The 18,587-nt window shown below is 38.1% G+C and carries 13 protein-coding genes and 3 pseudogenes; 3 read left to right on the top strand and 13 right to left on the bottom strand.

Annotation, left to right across the window (positions count from 1 at the left end):
* Positions 1–15: 15 nt before the first annotated feature.
* Positions 16–1,233 (bottom strand): L-2-hydroxyglutarate oxidase, encoded by a 1,218-nt coding sequence (gene lhgO / locus QUF94_RS13625; protein ID WP_289316331.1) that lies wholly within the window; start codon positions 1,231–1,233, stop codon positions 16–18.
* A 14-nt stretch (positions 1,234–1,247) separates the two neighbouring features.
* Complete coding sequence (locus QUF94_RS13620) at positions 1,248–1,922, bottom strand: GntR family transcriptional regulator (RefSeq protein ID WP_289316330.1); 675 nt, start codon at positions 1,920–1,922, stop codon at positions 1,248–1,250.
* Between the two features lie 293 nt (positions 1,923–2,215).
* Between QUF94_RS13620 and QUF94_RS13615 the strand changes: the two genes are divergently transcribed.
* Positions 2,216–2,611 (top strand): GyrI-like domain-containing protein, encoded by a 396-nt coding sequence (locus QUF94_RS13615; protein ID WP_353957809.1) that lies wholly within the window; start codon positions 2,216–2,218, stop codon positions 2,609–2,611.
* A 400-nt stretch (positions 2,612–3,011) separates the two neighbouring features.
* Here the strand turns inward: QUF94_RS13615 and QUF94_RS13610 are convergent.
* Positions 3,012–3,953: pseudogene (locus QUF94_RS13610) on the bottom strand (aldo/keto reductase).
* Between the two features lie 157 nt (positions 3,954–4,110).
* Between QUF94_RS13610 and QUF94_RS13605 the strand changes: the two are divergent.
* Entirely contained in the window at positions 4,111–4,782 is a 672-nt protein-coding gene (locus tag QUF94_RS13605) for a TetR/AcrR family transcriptional regulator (RefSeq protein WP_289316329.1), read from the top strand.
* A 244-nt stretch (positions 4,783–5,026) separates the two neighbouring features.
* Here QUF94_RS13605 and QUF94_RS13600 read toward each other — a convergent pair whose 3' ends face one another.
* From QUF94_RS13600 to QUF94_RS13585, 4 genes are all read right to left on the bottom strand, one after another.
* Positions 5,027–5,431: a DinB family protein gene (locus tag QUF94_RS13600; protein WP_483313686.1), complete on the bottom strand. Its 405-nt coding sequence runs from the start codon at positions 5,429–5,431 to the stop codon at positions 5,027–5,029.
* On the bottom strand, positions 5,432–6,004 hold the full coding sequence (locus tag QUF94_RS13595) for a site-specific integrase (protein WP_289316328.1): 573 nt from the start codon (positions 6,002–6,004) through the stop codon (positions 5,432–5,434).
* Positions 6,005–6,485: 481 nt separating this feature from the next.
* The gene (uvsE, locus tag QUF94_RS13590; RefSeq protein ID WP_289316327.1) at positions 6,486–7,457 is read right to left on the bottom strand and encodes a UV DNA damage repair endonuclease UvsE; all 972 of its coding nucleotides are present in this window, start codon (positions 7,455–7,457) and stop codon (positions 6,486–6,488) included.
* A 175-nt stretch (positions 7,458–7,632) separates the two neighbouring features.
* Positions 7,633–8,136 (bottom strand): PCYCGC motif-containing (lipo)protein, encoded by a 504-nt coding sequence (locus QUF94_RS13585; protein ID WP_289316326.1) that lies wholly within the window; start codon positions 8,134–8,136, stop codon positions 7,633–7,635.
* 200 nt (positions 8,137–8,336) lie between these two features.
* On the opposite strand from QUF94_RS13585, the gene QUF94_RS29065 reads away from it, so the two are divergent.
* Positions 8,337–8,561, top strand: a complete 225-nt coding sequence (locus QUF94_RS29065; RefSeq protein WP_483313651.1) for a YczF family membrane protein — start codon at positions 8,337–8,339, stop codon at positions 8,559–8,561.
* Here the strand turns inward: QUF94_RS29065 and QUF94_RS13580 are convergent.
* The 6 genes and pseudogenes from QUF94_RS13580 to pulA form a co-directional block, all read right to left on the bottom strand.
* The gene (locus tag QUF94_RS13580; protein ID WP_289316325.1) at positions 8,556–9,659 is read right to left on the bottom strand and encodes a GerAB/ArcD/ProY family transporter; all 1,104 of its coding nucleotides are present in this window, start codon (positions 9,657–9,659) and stop codon (positions 8,556–8,558) included. The genes QUF94_RS29065 and QUF94_RS13580 overlap by 6 nt on opposite strands.
* Positions 9,660–9,681: 22 nt before the next feature.
* Positions 9,682–10,875 carry a Ger(x)C family spore germination protein gene (locus QUF94_RS13575; protein ID WP_289316324.1) on the bottom strand — a complete coding sequence of 398 codons (1,194 nt, stop codon included), beginning with the start codon at positions 10,873–10,875 and terminating at the stop codon, positions 9,682–9,684.
* Positions 10,876–10,905: 30 nt separating this feature from the next.
* Positions 10,906–12,393, bottom strand: a complete 1,488-nt coding sequence (locus QUF94_RS13570) for a spore germination protein (RefSeq protein ID WP_289316323.1) — start codon at positions 12,391–12,393, stop codon at positions 10,906–10,908.
* A 456-nt stretch (positions 12,394–12,849) separates the two neighbouring features.
* Positions 12,850–13,371, bottom strand: a pseudogene (locus QUF94_RS13565) (helical membrane plugin domain-containing protein); the annotation flags it as partial.
* On the bottom strand, positions 13,364–16,327 hold the full coding sequence (gene fdhF, locus QUF94_RS13560) for a formate dehydrogenase subunit alpha (protein ID WP_289316322.1): 2,964 nt from the start codon (positions 16,325–16,327) through the stop codon (positions 13,364–13,366). The gene fdhF and the pseudogene QUF94_RS13565, both read right to left, overlap by 8 nt.
* A 183-nt stretch (positions 16,328–16,510) precedes the next feature.
* Positions 16,511–18,391 (bottom strand): annotated as a pseudogene (gene pulA / locus QUF94_RS13555) (type I pullulanase); the annotation flags it as partial.
* Between the last annotated feature and the right edge of the window lie 196 nt (positions 18,392–18,587).

Genomic DNA, 18,587 nt, shown 5'->3' with positions numbered 1-18,587 from the left:
TCTTCCTCTCGAATTTTATTTTGTTAATACGGCTTCCAATAAGTGTGATTGTTCCGGAATGCGGTTAACAACCTCTTTTCCAATTTCGATCGAAGCTGTTGCAGCAGGTGATGGTGCATTACATACATGAATGGTCCGTTTTCCCATGATAATATGAAAATCATCCACCATATTACCATCATCCTGTAACGCCTGGGCCCGGACTCCAGCAGGTGCAGGGATTAAATCATCCTCTTGAATTTCCGGAATTAACTCCTGCAGGCTTTTCGTGAATTGCTTTTTACTAAAAGAACGGATATATTCATCCATCCCTTCCTTCATGAATTTACTAGCCAGCTTCCAAAAACCTTTATAGCTTAAAACTTCAGTCAAATCTTTCGCATTGAAGTCTGTTTTCTTATAACCTTCCCGTTTGAAACTTAGTACAGCATTTGGACCGGCATCTACTTCCCCGCTAATCATCCGCGTAAAATGAACCCCCAGAAAGGGAAATTTCGGGTTAGGTACCGGATAAATTAAATGATTGACAAGGAAGCGCTTTTCAGGCTTCAATTTAAAATACTCACCGCGAAACGGGACAATTTTCATATCAGTTTTATACCCCGCAGCTGCTGCGATACGGTCACTGTGCAACCCAGCGCAATTAATGACCATCCTTGCCTTTATGGTACCGTTGTTCGTGTCGATGATGACATCATCAAAATCCTCGTTAATCTTCTCCACCTTTGTATTCAGCTTAATCTCACCGCCGTTGCCCCGGATTATATCCGCCATCTTTTCACTTACCTGACGATAATTGACGATGCCGGCTTGCGGGACGCGAATCGCACCAAGTCCATTAACATGAGGTTCGATTTCCTTTAACTCATCCACACCGATTCTTTGTATAGCTAGTTCATTTTGCAAACCGCGTGAATATAAATCATCTAGTAGAGGCAACTCTTCTGGCTTTGTTGCAACAATGACCTTCCCGCAAATATCATGTTCAATTCCATGCATCCGGCAGAATTCAGTCATTGATTTGCTTCCTTGACGGGCAAACCGTGCCTTGAAACTGCCTGGTTTATAATAAATTCCTGAATGGATGACGCCGCTGTTATGCCCCGTTTGATGATCTGCAACAACAGCTTCTTTTTCAATGACTACCACTTTAGCATTAGGAAAACGCTGATAAAGTGCCATTCCCGTCGATAATCCTACAATTCCCCCACCAACAATTGCGAAATCATACACAATTAACACTCCTTTTATTGATGATTTTTAGTATTCAGCAACTCCATATACGTAATTAAATTGTTCTTAGTCCGTAAGATGTGAAATTCTACTGCTGCCCTTAGTTCTGCAGGATCGCCTCTTAGTGCCGCTTCATATATCATCCGGTGTTCCCGTTGCGTTTCTGGGTAATAGTCAATCAGCAAATTCGGCGCAATGGGTGATATCCCTAGTGTTTCTACCATTTTTTGAACCCTTGGCCATGGGCACCCTTTTCGGAGGGTTTCATGAAAAGCCGCATTCAAAATGATGTAATGCTCATTGGTTTCATCAGATAACTGAATTCCTTCCATTTCAACCAAAATTCCCTTTAATTTTTCTTTATCCTCCTTTGTTAAATAAGGAAGCGATTTTTCCACGGCAAGGCCTTCCAGTAGAGACCTTGTATGATAAATTTCTTCAATATCATCCCGCGTAATCGGTGTGACAATTGCCCCTTTATGAGGAACCATTTCCACCAACCCTTCCATTTGAAGCTGTGTAAGGGCTTCGCGAATGGGCATTCTGCTTACTTCCAGGCGATCAGCCCATTCCTCTTGGATGAGTCGCTCCCCCTTTTTCAACGTCCCATTCAAAATAGCTTTCCTGAGGCTTTTTGTCACATTTTTAACGATTGTTGATTTATCTTTATTCGAATTAGCTTTATCCAATTCAGCGTCCACCTTTCGATATTGGATACAATTTTAACTATATCAACTAAATAAAGCGATTACAATACTGAAAATTAATTATATTGTATCCAATTATAAAACTACTGGATACAATACATTAGGTAAACATCACATATGAACATAAATCTCATTTTCCATTCCGAAATAATTTGAAACTGTGAAATCAGAATCAACTATTTAAATAACTTTGCGTTTCTTTAAAATTCACAAGTTTTTAGCTGTTCATCTTTTGTGATTAAACCAAATTTATACAAATGAGGGGTTGCTAGTTAATAAGTAATGAAGTCTATCTGATTGGCGAAATACGGACTAATAATTTCTCGGATAAAGATCTTTTCGAGAAAATTAGATCGTTGTGGGGCAAAACAAATGATTATACAATTGAAAATGATATGAAATATGGGATTTATCATCAGTACGTAAGCAACTATCGAGGAGATTATACTTTATCTATAGCTACCGAAATCCCTGTATCGAATGAAAAATTGATCATTCCAGATCATGATTACGAAGTGTTTGATTGTCTACAAGATGAACATTCCATAGGTGAAACGTGGAAAAAGATATGGCGGTTGGAAGATGAAAAAAAATTGAACAGGGATTATAGTCTGGATTTCGAAAAATATTATCCTGATGGAAAAGTGGAAATACATATTGCGATTAAATAAGCTATAAAAAGAACCCTATCTTAACGATAGGGTTCTTTTATGTTTACAGTTGATGACATACTAGTTACCATAATAATATTATGGTAACTAGTAGCTGTTACATCATAAATGTTTCTAATATAATGTGTTGATAATTATCCCTCTAGAAAATGAGTCTATTTTTCTCAACAAAAAAAGACTATATGATTGTTAGCTGAATTGGATGAAGAAAACAAAATACTAAAAAGAGATAATGCCCTTTTACTTGGAAAGTTAGCTAACAAATAAAGATAGTTGATTTTCTTCTTCAACTAACGGGGCAGTTTTATTGAAGAAGGAAAACGATAAAAAATGCCTCGTTGGTATTAAATACGAGGCATTATTCTGAAAATTTTAAACATGTGTATGTTATGTTCAATTATTAATAACGACCGCCATGTACAGCATTTTCTGGGCTGATTTCCTCAAGTTGTGCTAATTCTTCTTCAGTAAGCTGAATGTCTATAGCTGCAACATTTTCCTCTAGATATTTCACTCGTTTCGTACCCGGAATTGGCAATGCCCCTTTAGCTAATGTCCACGCAATTGCGAGTTGTGAAACCGTTAAGTTCTTTTCTTTTGCAAGTTTTCCAAGTTTGTCCACAATATCAACATTTTTTTTGAAATTATCACCTTGGAATCTTGGTAAATGTCTGCGAATATCATTAGGTTCGAAATCCTCAAACTTACGTAGTGTCCCAGTAATGAAACCTCTGCTTAGAGGGCTATATGCCACATGAGTAATTTCAAGCTCCTTTACAGTAGGGAGAATTTCTTCTTCAATATCTCTGCTCCACAGTGAGTATTCTGTTTGTAATGCACTGATTGGATGAACCGCATTTGCACGACGTATAATGTCTGCGCCTGCTTCAGAAAGACCAAGATATCTAACCTTACCTGCCTTCACTAAATCTGACATGGCTCCAACTGTTTCTTCGATTGGAACATTCGGATCTACTCTATGTTGATATTACAAATCAATATAATCCAGCCCAAGACGTTTGAGGCTCTCATCAATTGCTTTTTTTACGTAGTCAGGATGTCCACCCAAAAATTCCCAGTTATCTCCGGAACCAAACTTAGTAGCTACAATAGCTTTTTCTCTGCGCCCCGCTAATGCCTTACCGAGAAGTTCTTCATTATGCCCATTACCATAAGTATCTGCGGTATCTAGAAAAGTAACTCCAAGCTCCAAAGCCCGGTGAATGGTTTTAATTGATTCTTCGTCATCGCTAACACCGTAAACTCCAGGTGACATCCCCATAAGACCTAATCCCATAGCTGAAACTTCTAAATCACTATTGCCTAATTTTCTTGTTTTCATATAAAATCTCTCCCCTTTGGGTGAAAATTTATTACAAAGACAGTGTAGCATGAAATAAATACTAAATAAACAAAAAAGATTAATTTTGTATGTTTAATTTGTTGTGTATAATTTGTAAGTTGTTTTTGGTATAATGTAAAAGTAGGGAGGAATTAAAGTGGCTCATGACAATATGACAACTGAAAAATTCAAACAAATACAAGATAGACTTATTTTCAAACTGCTGCCAACTGTAAGAAATAGTGGATTTCAAACATTACGTATGGATGATATTATGAAAATTATGGATATAAGCAGAGCAACCCTGTATAAATACTTTCCTAATAAAGAAGATATATTCCATAAAGTTACAGATGGTTATGTTCAGTATATTGAAGAAATGTCTACAGAGTTACCGAAAGAGGAAACAAGGTATGCAACCCAGTTTCAACAAATATTTGAGCAATCAGTTTCACTCGCACTACTAATCACGGATGACTTTCTTAAAGAACTTCAGATCACCTATCCGTTAATGTATAAGAAACTTTGGGAAACAATCCAAATTCGTGAGAAACAGTTACTAAATTTTTATAATGAAGGAGTTCAAAAAGGCATATTTAATGAAGTGAATGGAAGGCTTTTAATACTACAGGATAAGATGTTATTTAGCATGTTGGATTTAAAATATTTAATGAAAAACCACTGGACTATTGAACAAGTACTTTTGGATTTTTATAAGCTAAGGAAAATACAACTTTTTAAACCAGAAATGCTTTCTACTGTAGATGATTCATTAATTTTGCCTAGAGTGGAATACTTAACTCAGAAAATATCTAATATTTTGTTATAACTATAACAGTAATTTTTTTCTCGACTGCCTGTTGGCAGTTTTTGTTTTTTATAGGGGATAGGGAAACATGAAAAGGTTAATTTTGTGAAGAAATTCACTTAAGCTATCGGGTGCGTTAGTTCAAGAAGGAGTATAAAAAAAGCCTGTATCAATGATTACGCGGTAATCTAAGATACAGGCTTTATATTTAGGCAACTAATTGTTCTTATATATATTTAAATACAATAGTCTTTTTTTGAGTAAGTCATTCGGATGAGATAAGTCCCCGTCCAATAAGGTTTGCAGAAACAGGCTTTTTCCCTGCTTCCCTTGCCCAAACTGATATTTGTCCTACATGGTGAATTTCGTGAGCAATGACATGCCGCATTATCTCACCCCAAGTATCTGTTACGATTTTCCCATCTGGCATAGTATCATGAAATAATTTATTTTCCATAACCTCATTCCAATTGTATACAAAGTCATTCACTTCCGTCCGAAAAACAGCATCCAATTTCATTACCTGATCCAAACTCTTATATTTTTCAAAACTCTCAGTGACAGTTATATCGAAATAATGTTTGCACTGGAATACCTCCCATTGTAGGACTATGGTGACCATTATAAAAATACTAAGAAATACAGGAGAGCTGTAACTCGTCCCGTTCAGTTAATAATAGAAATCCATCAATGTTTCGTCCATTAAATCCTGTGTGAGTCCTATGTAAATCATCGTATCTTTTGGATTGGAGTGATTAAGGATTTGCTGCAGTAACGCGATATCCTTGAATTTTTGGTAATGTAAATAGCCGAAAGTTTTTCGAAGGGTATGTGTACCGACATCCGGAATGTCTGCCATTTCAGCTGCTTTGTTCAAGACCCGGTAGGCCTGTACCCTAGTGATTGGACCTTTCCCTTTTCGACTTGGAAATAAATACTGTTCATTTTTCAAGTTCATCTTCCGGACATATTTCCTTACTTCCTTACGAAGTTGAGGATTGACAAGGAACCGCTTAATTTTATCTGTCTTTTGCTCCACAATGACTATATGCGTGCCCTCAAGGATATCTTTCACTTTCAATTGCAATAAATCCCCTATACGTAACCCGATGTTTATCCCGATGGAAAACATCATATAATCCCTATAGCTGCAATATTTTAATAGTGACTTTTTCATCTTATCTATGTGATCCAGCCGGCGTATCGGCTGAACATTTTTAATTCTTTGAGAGGTTGCTTGCATGAATGGCTCATTCCCCTTTCCCCTACTATCATTGTACGTGAACAGGCGAAAAAAAGGCAAGTTTTATAAATTTCAATCCCCTTATAAACCTTGATTTAACGCGTTTTCGAATGTATCAATAGAGGCCCTTTGTTACATTCGGAATATTCTTGTAAATTCTTCTGTGAAACCCCTATAATCTATTAACCGCCATTAAACGCTTATATAGCCTCATAGAGCGATTTTAATTCAATCTGGAATAAAGACTCTATGTATTTCAAACAATAGCTTTAAAACCCAAATATGAAGGTCGTTTTTTTGTCATCATTAAGACTTTTGTAAAATAATGTATAAAATATTAATCATCCTATCAATATCAATAATGACTTCCCTTTCCATTTATTAAGCATTCCACAAGTTAACGATAACTATGTTATGTAAACAATTGCATTTGATAAAGAGAAACTTATGCATACCCTCTTTATCAAATCATACCGATTGATTAATGAATATAAAAACTGGCATCATCAATGATTTCTATTTCTTTGTAACTTTTCAGTTCATCCATCAACTGAAAAAGTGCTCCATCCTTTTGTTTAGCTTCAATCATGCAATCCAATTGTGGTAAGCTTCCCTTTATTTGTTGCAAAAAATCAATGAACATTCCTGTATCCACAAAGTCAGCGTGTGCTCGAAATTCTTTATCGGACCTTGGACTTGAAATATGCATTTTAGGAGGTAGTTTGGAATTGCTCCAGGTATGTAAGATCCTGCCCCAATGATCTTTCCAATTTTCACTTGGTAACTGATGTGCGAGGTAATGGTGATAATCAAAAACCATGGGAATCCCCAATTTCTCACATAAGTAAAGGGTTTCCGACAAAGTATAGGTGGTATCATCATTCTCAAGTATGACCATCCTTTGAATTGATTCGGGAATCAACCCCCAATTATGGATAAACTGCTCCAAAGCCTGTACATGTTCGCCATAACCGCCACCAACATGCAGAACACAGCGATGCTCGGGGTCCACCCCCATTTTTTTCAATAAAGCATAATGCATCCTTAATGTTTTTAATGATGTCTTCAGTATATCGATATTTGAACTATTCAAGATGACGAAATGATCTGGGTGAAAATCTATCCTTATTTTTGGGTGATCAGTAATGAATGTTTTTAATTTAGCAAGTTCTTCTGCAATAGGATCAATGTAATCCCATTCTGGAATTTCTGGATGATTGGCTAAAGGGATAAGTTTAGAAGAAAGTCTAAAAAACTGAATATTATTAGCTTCGTTATGGATCAGTAAACGCCAACAATTATGAAGATTGGAAATTGAAATACGTTCAAGCTTCCTTATCGCTGCATCTCTGTCCTTAATTTTCGAAAACTGAGCAAAAGTCATCGTTTGGGATGGTGAACAGTTTGGCACATGATTACTCATGGCTACATAACCTAGGCGAATTAATGTCAAATGGTTACCTCCTTTAAGATTTAATGGAAGTATTCCCCTTAGTGACCAATATTATATATGTGAAAGAATCCATCACGCCAAGAAAATAAAAAAATGGCATTTTCCCAATGAATATCGGGCAAAAGCCATTTTCCTGATTATCTTTCACGGTAGAATTTCATTTCTTTTTTTGTCCTTACACTTCAGGGGTTGGTGTTGGTTTGGCATATCCACTTTTATATTTTTCATCGACTTTATTCCGGATATCCTTGATGCTCATACCATCATTCAAGTCCAGTATGGATTGTGCAGCTATTTCTAAACAAACTCCACATCTAGTCCCGTGGTCATCCCAGACCACTTCACCATTTTTTTTATTTTCATGGATGAAACAATCATAATTGTTTTTATGGTTAGCTGATTCCCCGCAACCGCAGTAACAAGGTATTTTTTCTAGTAAATCTTTATGTTGAGCAACAGCTAAATAGATTGTCTTCATGTCTTCTGGTTTTTCGGCTAAGAAATCCGGTGCTATTTCCTTACTGCTGGTCTCTTCCTGAAGATCTCCAGATACCGTATGTTCGGAATGTCCTTCATGACTGCTTTCTTTTTGTACAACGCTTTTCTCTTCACTTGAACAACCAGAAAGTATTAAAGATGAACAGACTCCTAAAGTAATGGTCATTAATTTTAGCTTCATTTTTACACTCCTTGACAATCTTGATACTCCCATTTTATGGCCTGGAAAGAAATTCTACAAGCATAAGATTCCATAATATAAGGATGAAAATGGACAAGCATCCCCTGAAACGTATACTAAAATGCCTTTCTGTTACGACTTCGTGCATATTTTTAAAGTATTAACCACACTTTAAGAAAAAAGAATGAGGTGATATTGTCATGAGAGCGCTACCATCATTGTTAATTTTGTTAGGTACGTATTTACTTATTATACTCCTCGACAACCTGCAGGGCTTGAATATATTGCACTCTTTCTATAGCATCAAACAATATTTGATAGTAGGTCGTGGAGAAGATTACTTTCTGCTCTTGTTATTCACTGTAATCTTTCTATATTTGATTATATTCTCAGCAATCAAAAACCGGCAGCCTCCCTCTTCATGAAACTGCTGGTTTCATTTTTTGTTTTATATATGCGGTAAGCAATAATAGAATGGGGATTCCAATGAGCAAAGGTAGATGCAAAAGGTAAGGGACGACTTTTAACCCTTCATTTATATGTGCCTGATAGCTAGGAGCAATCATAATCGAAGAGATGAAAATAACACCGCCAACCAGATAAATGAATATAGGAGATGGTTTCATTTGAAATAAGTCCGCTGCGCCAATAATGGCACAAAAGAAAAAGATCGAAATCTTAATGAAGCCTAAAATGATCATTAAAACAAGAATGAACGAATCCAGTCTTTCAATAAAATCAGCGATATTAATATAACTCACAGCTGTAAGAGCAGGGAAATTAGACCTTAATACCGCCTCTGGACCTAATACGGACAAAAGAATGATTGAATTAAGAGTTAAAGAAACTCCACCTATAATTATCGCAAAGAGGCCAACTTTAACAGCAGAGCTCTTTTTATTCAAATACGGAAGGATCATCGTAAACGTAATCAATTCTCCAAAAGGTACGGTGATACCTGTAGGAATCAACTCTTTCCATACCAATCCCCATCCGTTGCCTAATACAGGCTGAAGGTTTTCCAATTTTGTATATCCTCCTAATACAAACATAATGTTCAGAATCAAAAGGGTCACGATAATAATGGCAAAGCATAAGCATGCAACACGTGCAAATGCTTCCACCCCTAGGTGAACACAATAAATTAAAACAAATATCATGCATATCCCCAGCGTTATAATGGAAGTGCGTCTATACGTGGAGCTAATTAATAATTCTTCAAAATCCCGTAACACTCTTGAAGCCAGATAAACAAAATAGATGATATAACCAAAACTGAACACACCGCCGATATATTTACCCCAAATTTTTCGGACATAGCCGGTCAAAGGTAAGTCAGGGTATTTTTTATATAATGAAATATACACGAAATACAGTAAACACCCAAAAAGGGTTGATAAGAGATTCACAATCCAGACATCCTGCTTGGCCCCCTTTCCTATATCAAGCAGTAAATTACTGCCAAACATAAAAATGACCATCATACAAAATAACTGAAGTCCATCAATTTTTATTTTAGGCAATGTCTTCTCACCTCCTCATTTTTTATTTCGGCTTATAAGGTTCCATTCGCATTCCAGAATTAATAATGTCAACGTTAATCTTCATAGATATCTCCGCATCTGAAAATAGGTTATCCCAATTTTTTTTATGCTTACGCCAATAATCCGGATTTGTTCTTGATAAAGAATCTCCAAAACCGAAAATGTCCGACTTTTCTTTTTGAGCGATGCTAATCGTCCTTGTAATTTGCTTTTTTAGCTCATTTTCCATTTTTCTTTCGAAATCTTTTAACAACTTCGGATCGCTCATATCCAGGTCACATGATGTTTGCATCATTTCTCCCATTACATTCAAATTAGTATGAATCACTGGTTTTTCATGATTGATTTTTGTTTTCATTTTGCTTTTTACTCTGATTACCGTGATCGTGGCACTTTCATTCTCACTACAAGGTATCACAACTTCTGTCCTTTTTAGTTCCGATGTGACAAACTGAACACCTCTGGCCGTTTCTCCATCAAGCCATCTCACCATTTTTCCTTTTCTAAATAGAGCTAATCCTTTCGCCTCTATATAAGTTGGGGCAGTCGTCTCAAAATTGCTTATTTGTTTTGCCTCTTTTGAATCATTCCTTATTCTGATTCCGGGAAGTGCTACATCCTTCCCTTCACTCATAAGTTCTGAAATGGTTTCATATAATAAAACTTCACTAGAAGATCCATATTCGTTTTGCTCACTTTTAGTAGTGCTAATGATATTTTTACCTGGAGTGACCTCAAGTGGTTCTATTACACCAAGCAAATACTCAGCAGTCCTCCCGCGAGCAATAAAGATCGGGACACTTACCCTTTGATTTTTGCCTCTATCGATAGCATCAAATAATAAATCAAGACCATTTCGTGCTAACTCTTCACCGATAATAATGAGCGAAAGGTGTGAATTATTGCTTTCTCTAGGAATAATGGCTGATGCCTTTGCATAAGCCTCAAGTATCGTTTTTGCCGTTACGGTATAGTTGATGACGGCAAGACCTTTACCTCCGGAAGTGCTGGTTTGAGCTAGCCCGCTTGGATTAATGACTTGATAGGTTACTTTATAGGGATTTTTTGGATCGTCGTTATTATCGATTCCCATCCCTATAATGACCCCAAGCTCGTTTAGTTCTCGATAATTTGAACACCCAGAAATCAATAAGCAAATGGCTGCTATCCATAAAATTGAACTATTTATTTTCATTTTTCATCTCCAATTGTTTCTAGCCGAGTTTTATTTTCTCGATGGTTTTTTCAATAGTGATGGTAGTGGGAATCGAAAAAAACCATCTTTTTGCTCCTTGAAACGAAATGGAGCAAATGGTGCAAAATATGGTACACCAAAAGACCTCAGGCTGCTCATATGAAGCCAGATACATAAAGTGAAAAGCAATATACCATATAAGCCTATGAATGCTGAAATAAATAGCAACATAAATCGAATTCCACGAGTCACATTAACTAGACTGGTATTCGGCAGTGTAAAACTGCTGATTGCAGAAATGGCTACAATAATAACCACTGCCGCTCCCACAAATCCCGCTTCAACAGCTGCTTGTCCTAAAATGAGTGCTCCTACAATTGATACAGCCGGCCCGATCGCTCTTGGCATCCGAACTCCTGCCTCACGCAAAACCTCAAAGGCCATTTCCATTACCAGTATTTCGACAATTGCTGGAAAGGGAACAGTTTCCCTTTGGGCCATTAGACTGACGATTAAAGTTGTAGGGATAAGCCCTTGATGATGAGTAATCAGTGCCAAATAGATAGAGGATGCATACGTAGCAAGAAAAAAGGCTCCTAATCTTAACAACCTTAAAAAGGAACTGATATATTGATTTTGATAATAGTCTTCCGGAGATTGAAAAAATTGAGAGAAAACAGCCGGGACGATTAAAACAAAAGGTGTTCCTTGTATGATGATGGCAATTCTACCCTCTAATAAATTTCCTACAACCGCATCAGGTCGTTCCGTATTTAAAAGAAGCGGAAAAATGGTTGTTCCATCATCCCGAATTAATTCCTCAATGTAATTCGATTCAAGAACCCCATCAATATCAATGCCCTTTACTCGTTCTTTGACTTCCTTCACGATACTCTCATCCGCGATTCCCTGAATGTACATGATTCCAATATCCGTTTGAGTGACGTTTCCGATTTTCAAGCTTACTAAGCGTACATCAGGATTTTGAATCCTAGCACGAATTAAAGACGTATTGGTTCTTAAATTTTCAGTAAAACTATCTTTTGGTCCTCTAATTACTGTTTGGCTTGTCGGCTCAGTTATGGCACGGGATGGCTGATTATTCGTATTGGCGATGACTGCTTTTGTACTGCCATTCACCAATACAACTGTATCTCCTGTTAAAATCGCTGATATGAATTCCTGCCAACTTTCTTTAACGGTTAATTGGGATACCGTTAAGATATGGCTAGCTCGTTCTTCTATCTCTGTCAATATTTGATCATTCTCTTTAAACCACTTTATTAATGGGTCCACTATGTTTTCATTAATGATGTTTGCATCAGCTAAACCGTCAAGGTGGATTACAGCTGCCTTTACCGATTTTTGGTGTGGAGATTCAATCATTCGAACAGACAAATCTGAACTGTGCCCGAGCTCGTTCATTAATCTCATTACATTTTCATTTATATCGTCGGATAAGTTGCCATAGGTTGTAGGTTTTTCTTTAGCCTTTTTAAGAGAACGTCCTATTCTCACTTTTTCGCCCCTTTTGATAAAGTGTGTGTGTATATGTTCGTTTCACTAATGATTGACTTTATTATTTGTATCTAAAATAAATATATGTAATAAAAGGCTAGTGAGAAAAATTTTGTTAGTAATTTTATTACCGCATTTAACCAGTCAAAAAAAGCCGATGATTCCCTATAAGGGAATCATCGGCTTTAATATTTTGGTGGGAATTCATCACCATCACTCAAGAGAAAGTCAATATCATTCATTTTAGCGGTTGCAATCAAAATTCCGAATATGAACGAGTAAGGTACTTTACTTCTTACTTTTCGATAAAGTTAGCGGAATGGTTACGAGCGAAACTCCTGCTGCAATCCATAACCAGCTGGTGTTTCGTTTTTTTTCGCTTCCGCCTTTACTGGGTATACTTGATCCGTATGACTTTCTCGAGTTGGGCCGTTCTATGTCAGCTGTTTCATTCGCTTTATGCAAATGCTGATTCTCTGGTAATTGGGTGGTTCTTTCTAAATCGCTTGTATCTTCTCCCATTCCTTTAAGGAAGGTCATCAGGTAAGTCATAGCTTGTTTGACTTCTTGGTCATTCAAGGAACGCAGCAAGGCTAAATAACTTGGCTTTTCTGGCGTTCTATCAGACTCGGCTACACGGGCAATCCCTGAATTGACTTTGAGGATAAGTGGTTCAAGCTGTTGAACATTCAGTGTACCTAACGTACCAAGTATGAGAAGGAGATTTTTTAGGGTATTTGCGGTTTCGGGGGTGTCTGCTGTCTTGACAAGAATGTTCAGCACTTTGTCCCCTTCCTTCAACAAACTGTTAACCATTGATAAAATCCCACGATCCTGCATACCTTTCATGACTTCAAACGTTTCTTTAATCACTTCTTTATTTCCCAAAAGGGTACGCTCGATATCCTCGAGTTCAATTTTTCTTCTATCTTCATCGCTAATGGTGATTCGGTTGATCACTTTCGTTGCTTTAGCCACGGTTCCTCTCCTCCTTTTTGATTTTCAAGAGGTCACCAGGGAAAATATAATCTTTGCGGGCCCATTTTTTTTGTACTTGTACACCTATCTGCGGTTGTGGATTACCATTACGATGGTTGATGCTTGGTAATGGGTTGTCTCCTTTGATCCTAAGAACTTCCATTTTTGACTGAACTTCCTTATAAGCAGGGGTATCAGTATCTTTATCTGAATGGCTGCTTGTCAATTGGTTGATTGCTCCGTCACCTGAATCGTTCATCGGCAGATAAACCTCTTTACCTTTTACACGATTTGTAATCAGGCATTGCACTTTTGCATTACCATATGGGGAAGAAAGCCGAACAAGAGTGCCATTCTCCAGTCCCCTTTCTTTCGCTAATTCCCGAGACACCTCAAGGAATACATTCGGCGTTTTGGATGTGATGCCGTTTGATTTATAGGTCATGTTCCCTTCATGGAAATGTTCCAATAAACGGCCGTTATTCACATGGATATCAAACTCCTCCCCAAAGTCAATCGGTTTGGTCCATTCGACTGGAAATAATCTTGCTTTTCCATCGGGGAATGGAAAATCCTCCGTGAATAAAAGCGGCGTATCTGTGCCATCTGGTGCTACGGGCCATTGAAGACTTTTATAACCTTCCAACCGTTCGTAACTTACTCCAGCATATAATGGTGATAGTTTAGCTGCTTCGTCCATGATTTCACTTGGATGCTCATAATTCCAGCCTGCTCCTAACGAATTAGCCACGTTCATGATGATTTGCCAATCAGGCTTAGATTCACCTAATGGTTCAAAGACTTGATAAAGACGTTGAATGCGGCGCTCGGTATTCGTGAAAGTACCTTCTTTTTCAAAGCTTGGGCTTGCTGGAAGGACGACATCCGCGAATTCAGCGGTTCTTGATAAGAAGATATCTTGGACCACAAAGAAGTCCAGTTTTTCAAATGCTTCATGGACATGATTGATATTCGAATCGACCAGACCCATATCTTCACCTTTTAAGTACATTGCTCTGAGGATACCTGCATGAATCCCTTCGACCATTTCATGGTTATTAAGGCCAGGGTTTTCTGGTAATTTGGCACCCCAGACATTTTCATATTTCGTGCGGACCTTTTTATCCGTTACTTTTTCATAACCTGGCATGCGATCCGGCATACTGCCAAAGTCACTGGCTCCTTGTACATTATTATGTCCGCGTAAAGGATAAGTACCTGTTCCAGGTTTACCGTAGTTGCCTGTTATGAGCATTAGATTGGAAATTGCAGTACTCGTATCGCTTCCTCCGCCATGCTGCGTAACGCCCATGGCCCAAAGCGTTGTAACGCTCCCCGCTTCATGAATGGCTTCTGCAAGCGTAATTAAATCTTCTTTAGCTACGCCTGTTACTTTTTCCGCATATTCCATTGTGTAAGGTTCTAAAGTCTTGATGTATTCCGCCATCCCATTTACACGGTTTTTAATGAAGTTTTTATCTGTCCAACCTTGGTCGACGATATATTTAGTCACGGCCGACAGCCATATGATATCCGATCCCGGAGCAGGTTGGATGAAGAGGTTGGAACGTTCGGCCATTTCATGCTTTCTGATGTCCGCCACTATCAGCTTCTGTTTACCTAGTTTATGGGAACGTTTGATTCTCGTAGCCGAAACTGGATGTGATTCGGATGTATTGGAGCCTATGATCAATACAAGTTCGGACTTTTCGATATCCTTTATGCCCCCAGTATCTCCGCCATATCCAACCGTTCTGAACAGTCCCAAAGTAGCCGGTGTCTGACAATACCGGGAGCAGTTATCCACATTATTGGTGCCAATGATTCCCCTTGCCAGCTTTTGCATTAAATAGGACTCTTCATTGGTACATTTGGATGACGTTATGAAAGCCATCGAATCCGGACCGTGATCATCTTTTATTTCGGTGAATTTACGGGAAATCATTTCAAGGGCTTCTTCCCATTCAGCTTCTCTGAATGCATCCCCTTCTCTAATTAAAGGTTTTGTAAGCCTTTCTTCACTATTTACGAAGTCCCATCCGAATTTCCCTTTCACACAAGTCGAAATTCCATTTGCAGGTGCCTCAACTTGCGGTTCAACCTTAAGGATTTTACGGTCTTTGGTCCAGACGTCAAAGCTGCATCCTACACCGCAGTATGTACAAACCGTTTTCGTCTTTTTGATCCTTGCATCCCTCATGGCGGATTCCATATCTGAAATTGCTAAAATCGAACCATAACCCGTTTCAACATTTTTAGTGATTTCTATCATAGGTCGAAGGGTTTGTTTAGCAATACCGGTTAAAAATCCGGCTTCACCTTCCATTCCTTTTTCCATCATCGCATTACACGGGCAAACTGTGGAACAATGACCACATGAAACACATGAAGATTCATTGATTGGAACATTATTATCCCAAATGACACGTGGACGTTTTGCTTCCCAATCTATAGTCAATGTTTCTGTGACCTGTACATCTTGACAAGCTTCAACACAACGGCCGCAAAGGATGCATTGGTCCGGATCATATCGATAGAATGGATTCGACCCATCCACTTCATACGGTTTTTGATCAAAAGGTACACTTTGATGATTTACCTTCATTTCCTTAACGGTATTGTGTATTTCACAAGTGCCATTATTATAATCGCAAACCGTACAATAAAGCTCATGGTTATACAATATCTTGTCCATTGCCATGACCTGTGCTTCTTTTACATCTGGTCCAACTGTATCAATTACATCCCCATCATCGATTTTGGTAGAACACGACCTTACAAGTTCTCCATTTACGCTCACTAGACATGTATCACATGTTTCGATAGGACCTAGGCTGGGATGGTAACAAACATTCGGGACTTCAATGGAGCTATCCATCAGCGTTTGTAAAATTGTTTGATTACCTTCCAGGGTGGCTTCAGCACCATTGATTTTTATATGTACTTTCTCTGGCAAAAAAATCGCTCCCCTCAAAATAAACGATAAATTTCAATCGTTATTATTTTCTACCCCGACAAATTTTTCACCAAACGTCCGGGAGTAAATTATGGAAGATTTCATTTGTCCAATAAATTTCAACAGATAATGAACTAAATTCGAAGTGAGACATAGTTGCTCACTTCGAATTTAGTTCATGTATTACAAGCTCATTTTCAATACAAGCGGACTTAAAGGGGGAACGGTTATCTGACTACCATTGATTCTTGCTATTTCTTCCAGGCCTGCCCGCTGACCATCCACTAAAACGGACCAATCTCCTTCATGGGGAAGTGTAATGTTTATCGCCTCCCAATTTGCATTATGAATCACTGCAATTTGTGAATCCTTTGTTGTAAGGGTGAATGCAACCGCATTTGGTGGAGCATCAATGAATTGTAAATGCTCCTCAATTTCTTCTGGTGTGCTTAATCTAAAAACAGAATGATTTTTCCTGAGCGAAATCAGCCCTTTCATATATTCCACTTCGTGATCTAACTCCGCTCTCCTTTTCCAATCCAAGCGGTTAATCCAATCAGAAGATTGATAGCTATTTTCATCCCCATCCTTTGTTCGCATGAATTCTTGTCCAGCATGTATCATTGGTATTCCCTGTGATAACAGGACAATTACGGAAGCTAGTTTGTGCATCTGTTTTCGTTCTTGTTCTGTCGCATCTGGATTAGTGATGAGAAGCTTATCCCATAAAGTATAATTATCATGTGCTTCAACATAATTGATCACTTGATCTGGTTTTTGGTATGTGGCGATATGATCACCATATTTCAAGCCACCAGCGATTCCTTTTTTTATGATATCTTCCATACCTGGTTTGCCATTCACAAAACCTTTATCGTGTTCATTCATTACAAATCCTTTTAAACCATCTCGGATTGCATCATTAAAATGAGCGATTCCAGGCATTTTAAAAGCGTTCTTTTGATTTGCTTTCAGCTCTTGGGCCAAGGGGGTATCCATATCCCATCCTTCGCCCAAAACAATGAGGGTCGGATCAATTTCTGCCAGAGTTTTTTTCACTTCATTCATCGTTTCCACATCATGGATCCCCATTAAATCGAAACGGAAACCATCAAGGTTAAATTCCTTCGCCCAATAGGTTACGGATTCAACAATGAATTTTCGCATCATTTTATTTTCAGATGCGGTATCATTTCCTACACCAGTTCCATTAGATAAGGTACCGTCGCCGTTATAGCGAAAAAAGTAGGTGGGAACGAGTTTATGGAAGTTTGAATCTTCCACTGAATAAACGTGATTATATACAACATCCATGATTACTCGTAAACCGTGATCATGTAACCCTTGAATCATTTCCTTTAACTCCCGAATCCTGACTTTGGGTTGATACGGATCAGTCGAATAAGAGCCTTCGGGAGCGTTATAATTCTGTGGATCATAGCCCCAGTTATATTGTGGTTCATTCAATTTCATTTCATTGACTGTAGCAAAATCGAATATTGGAATAAACTGCACATGGGTTACACCCAGATCCTTAATATGATCAAGACCCGTTTTCGCTCCTTCTGGACCTTTTGTTCCCGTTTCAATTACTCCTAAGAATTTACCTTTATGATGGATTCCACTTTCAGGATGAATCGACAAATCCCGTGTATGCAATTCATAAATGATTATGTCCTCAGCCTTATCGAGAGGTGGTTTATCCCGTGTCCACTTTTCAGGGTTCGTGTCCGTTAAATCTACCACGACCCCTTTATTTCCATTTACCGTAACTGCACGAACATAGGGATCCACGGCTTCACTCCAAATTTCTCCAATTTTCACTTTGTATGTATAAATCAACCCATCCTGATCACCGGCCAGTTCAATGGTCCAGGTTCCCTTTTCCGAACGATCCATCTGAACCTCCATTCCATCTGAATCCTCCCAACGTTTATAAGTAACTAGCTTAGCTTCAGATGCAAGAGGTGCCCATAACCTGAATGCCGTTTTATCTTTAAGGTAGGAATTTCCTAAATCTTTTCCTTCATAGAAATACTGTGCATCCAATTCTGCCGGATTTACTGGATTAATACTTGGAATTGGCAGGGATTCGGCCCGGTTTTCCATTTCTTTATCCTCCGGTTTGCGATTATTTGTATTTTCCTCTTCAAAATAAGAAAGTGAATCTTTAATAGGTCATTCCTCCATTGAAATTCCCATTTTATAACAGGATTTATTTATATTTATAATCAAGGGTGAATCTTCCCCTATGCTATGA

Source organism: Peribacillus sp. NJ4 (assembly GCF_030348345.1).
Lineage (GTDB): Bacteria > Bacillota > Bacilli > Bacillales > DSM-1321 > Peribacillus.
The sequence above is the reverse complement of the archived record's forward strand: the minus strand, read 5'-3'. Positions and strand labels throughout refer to the sequence as shown.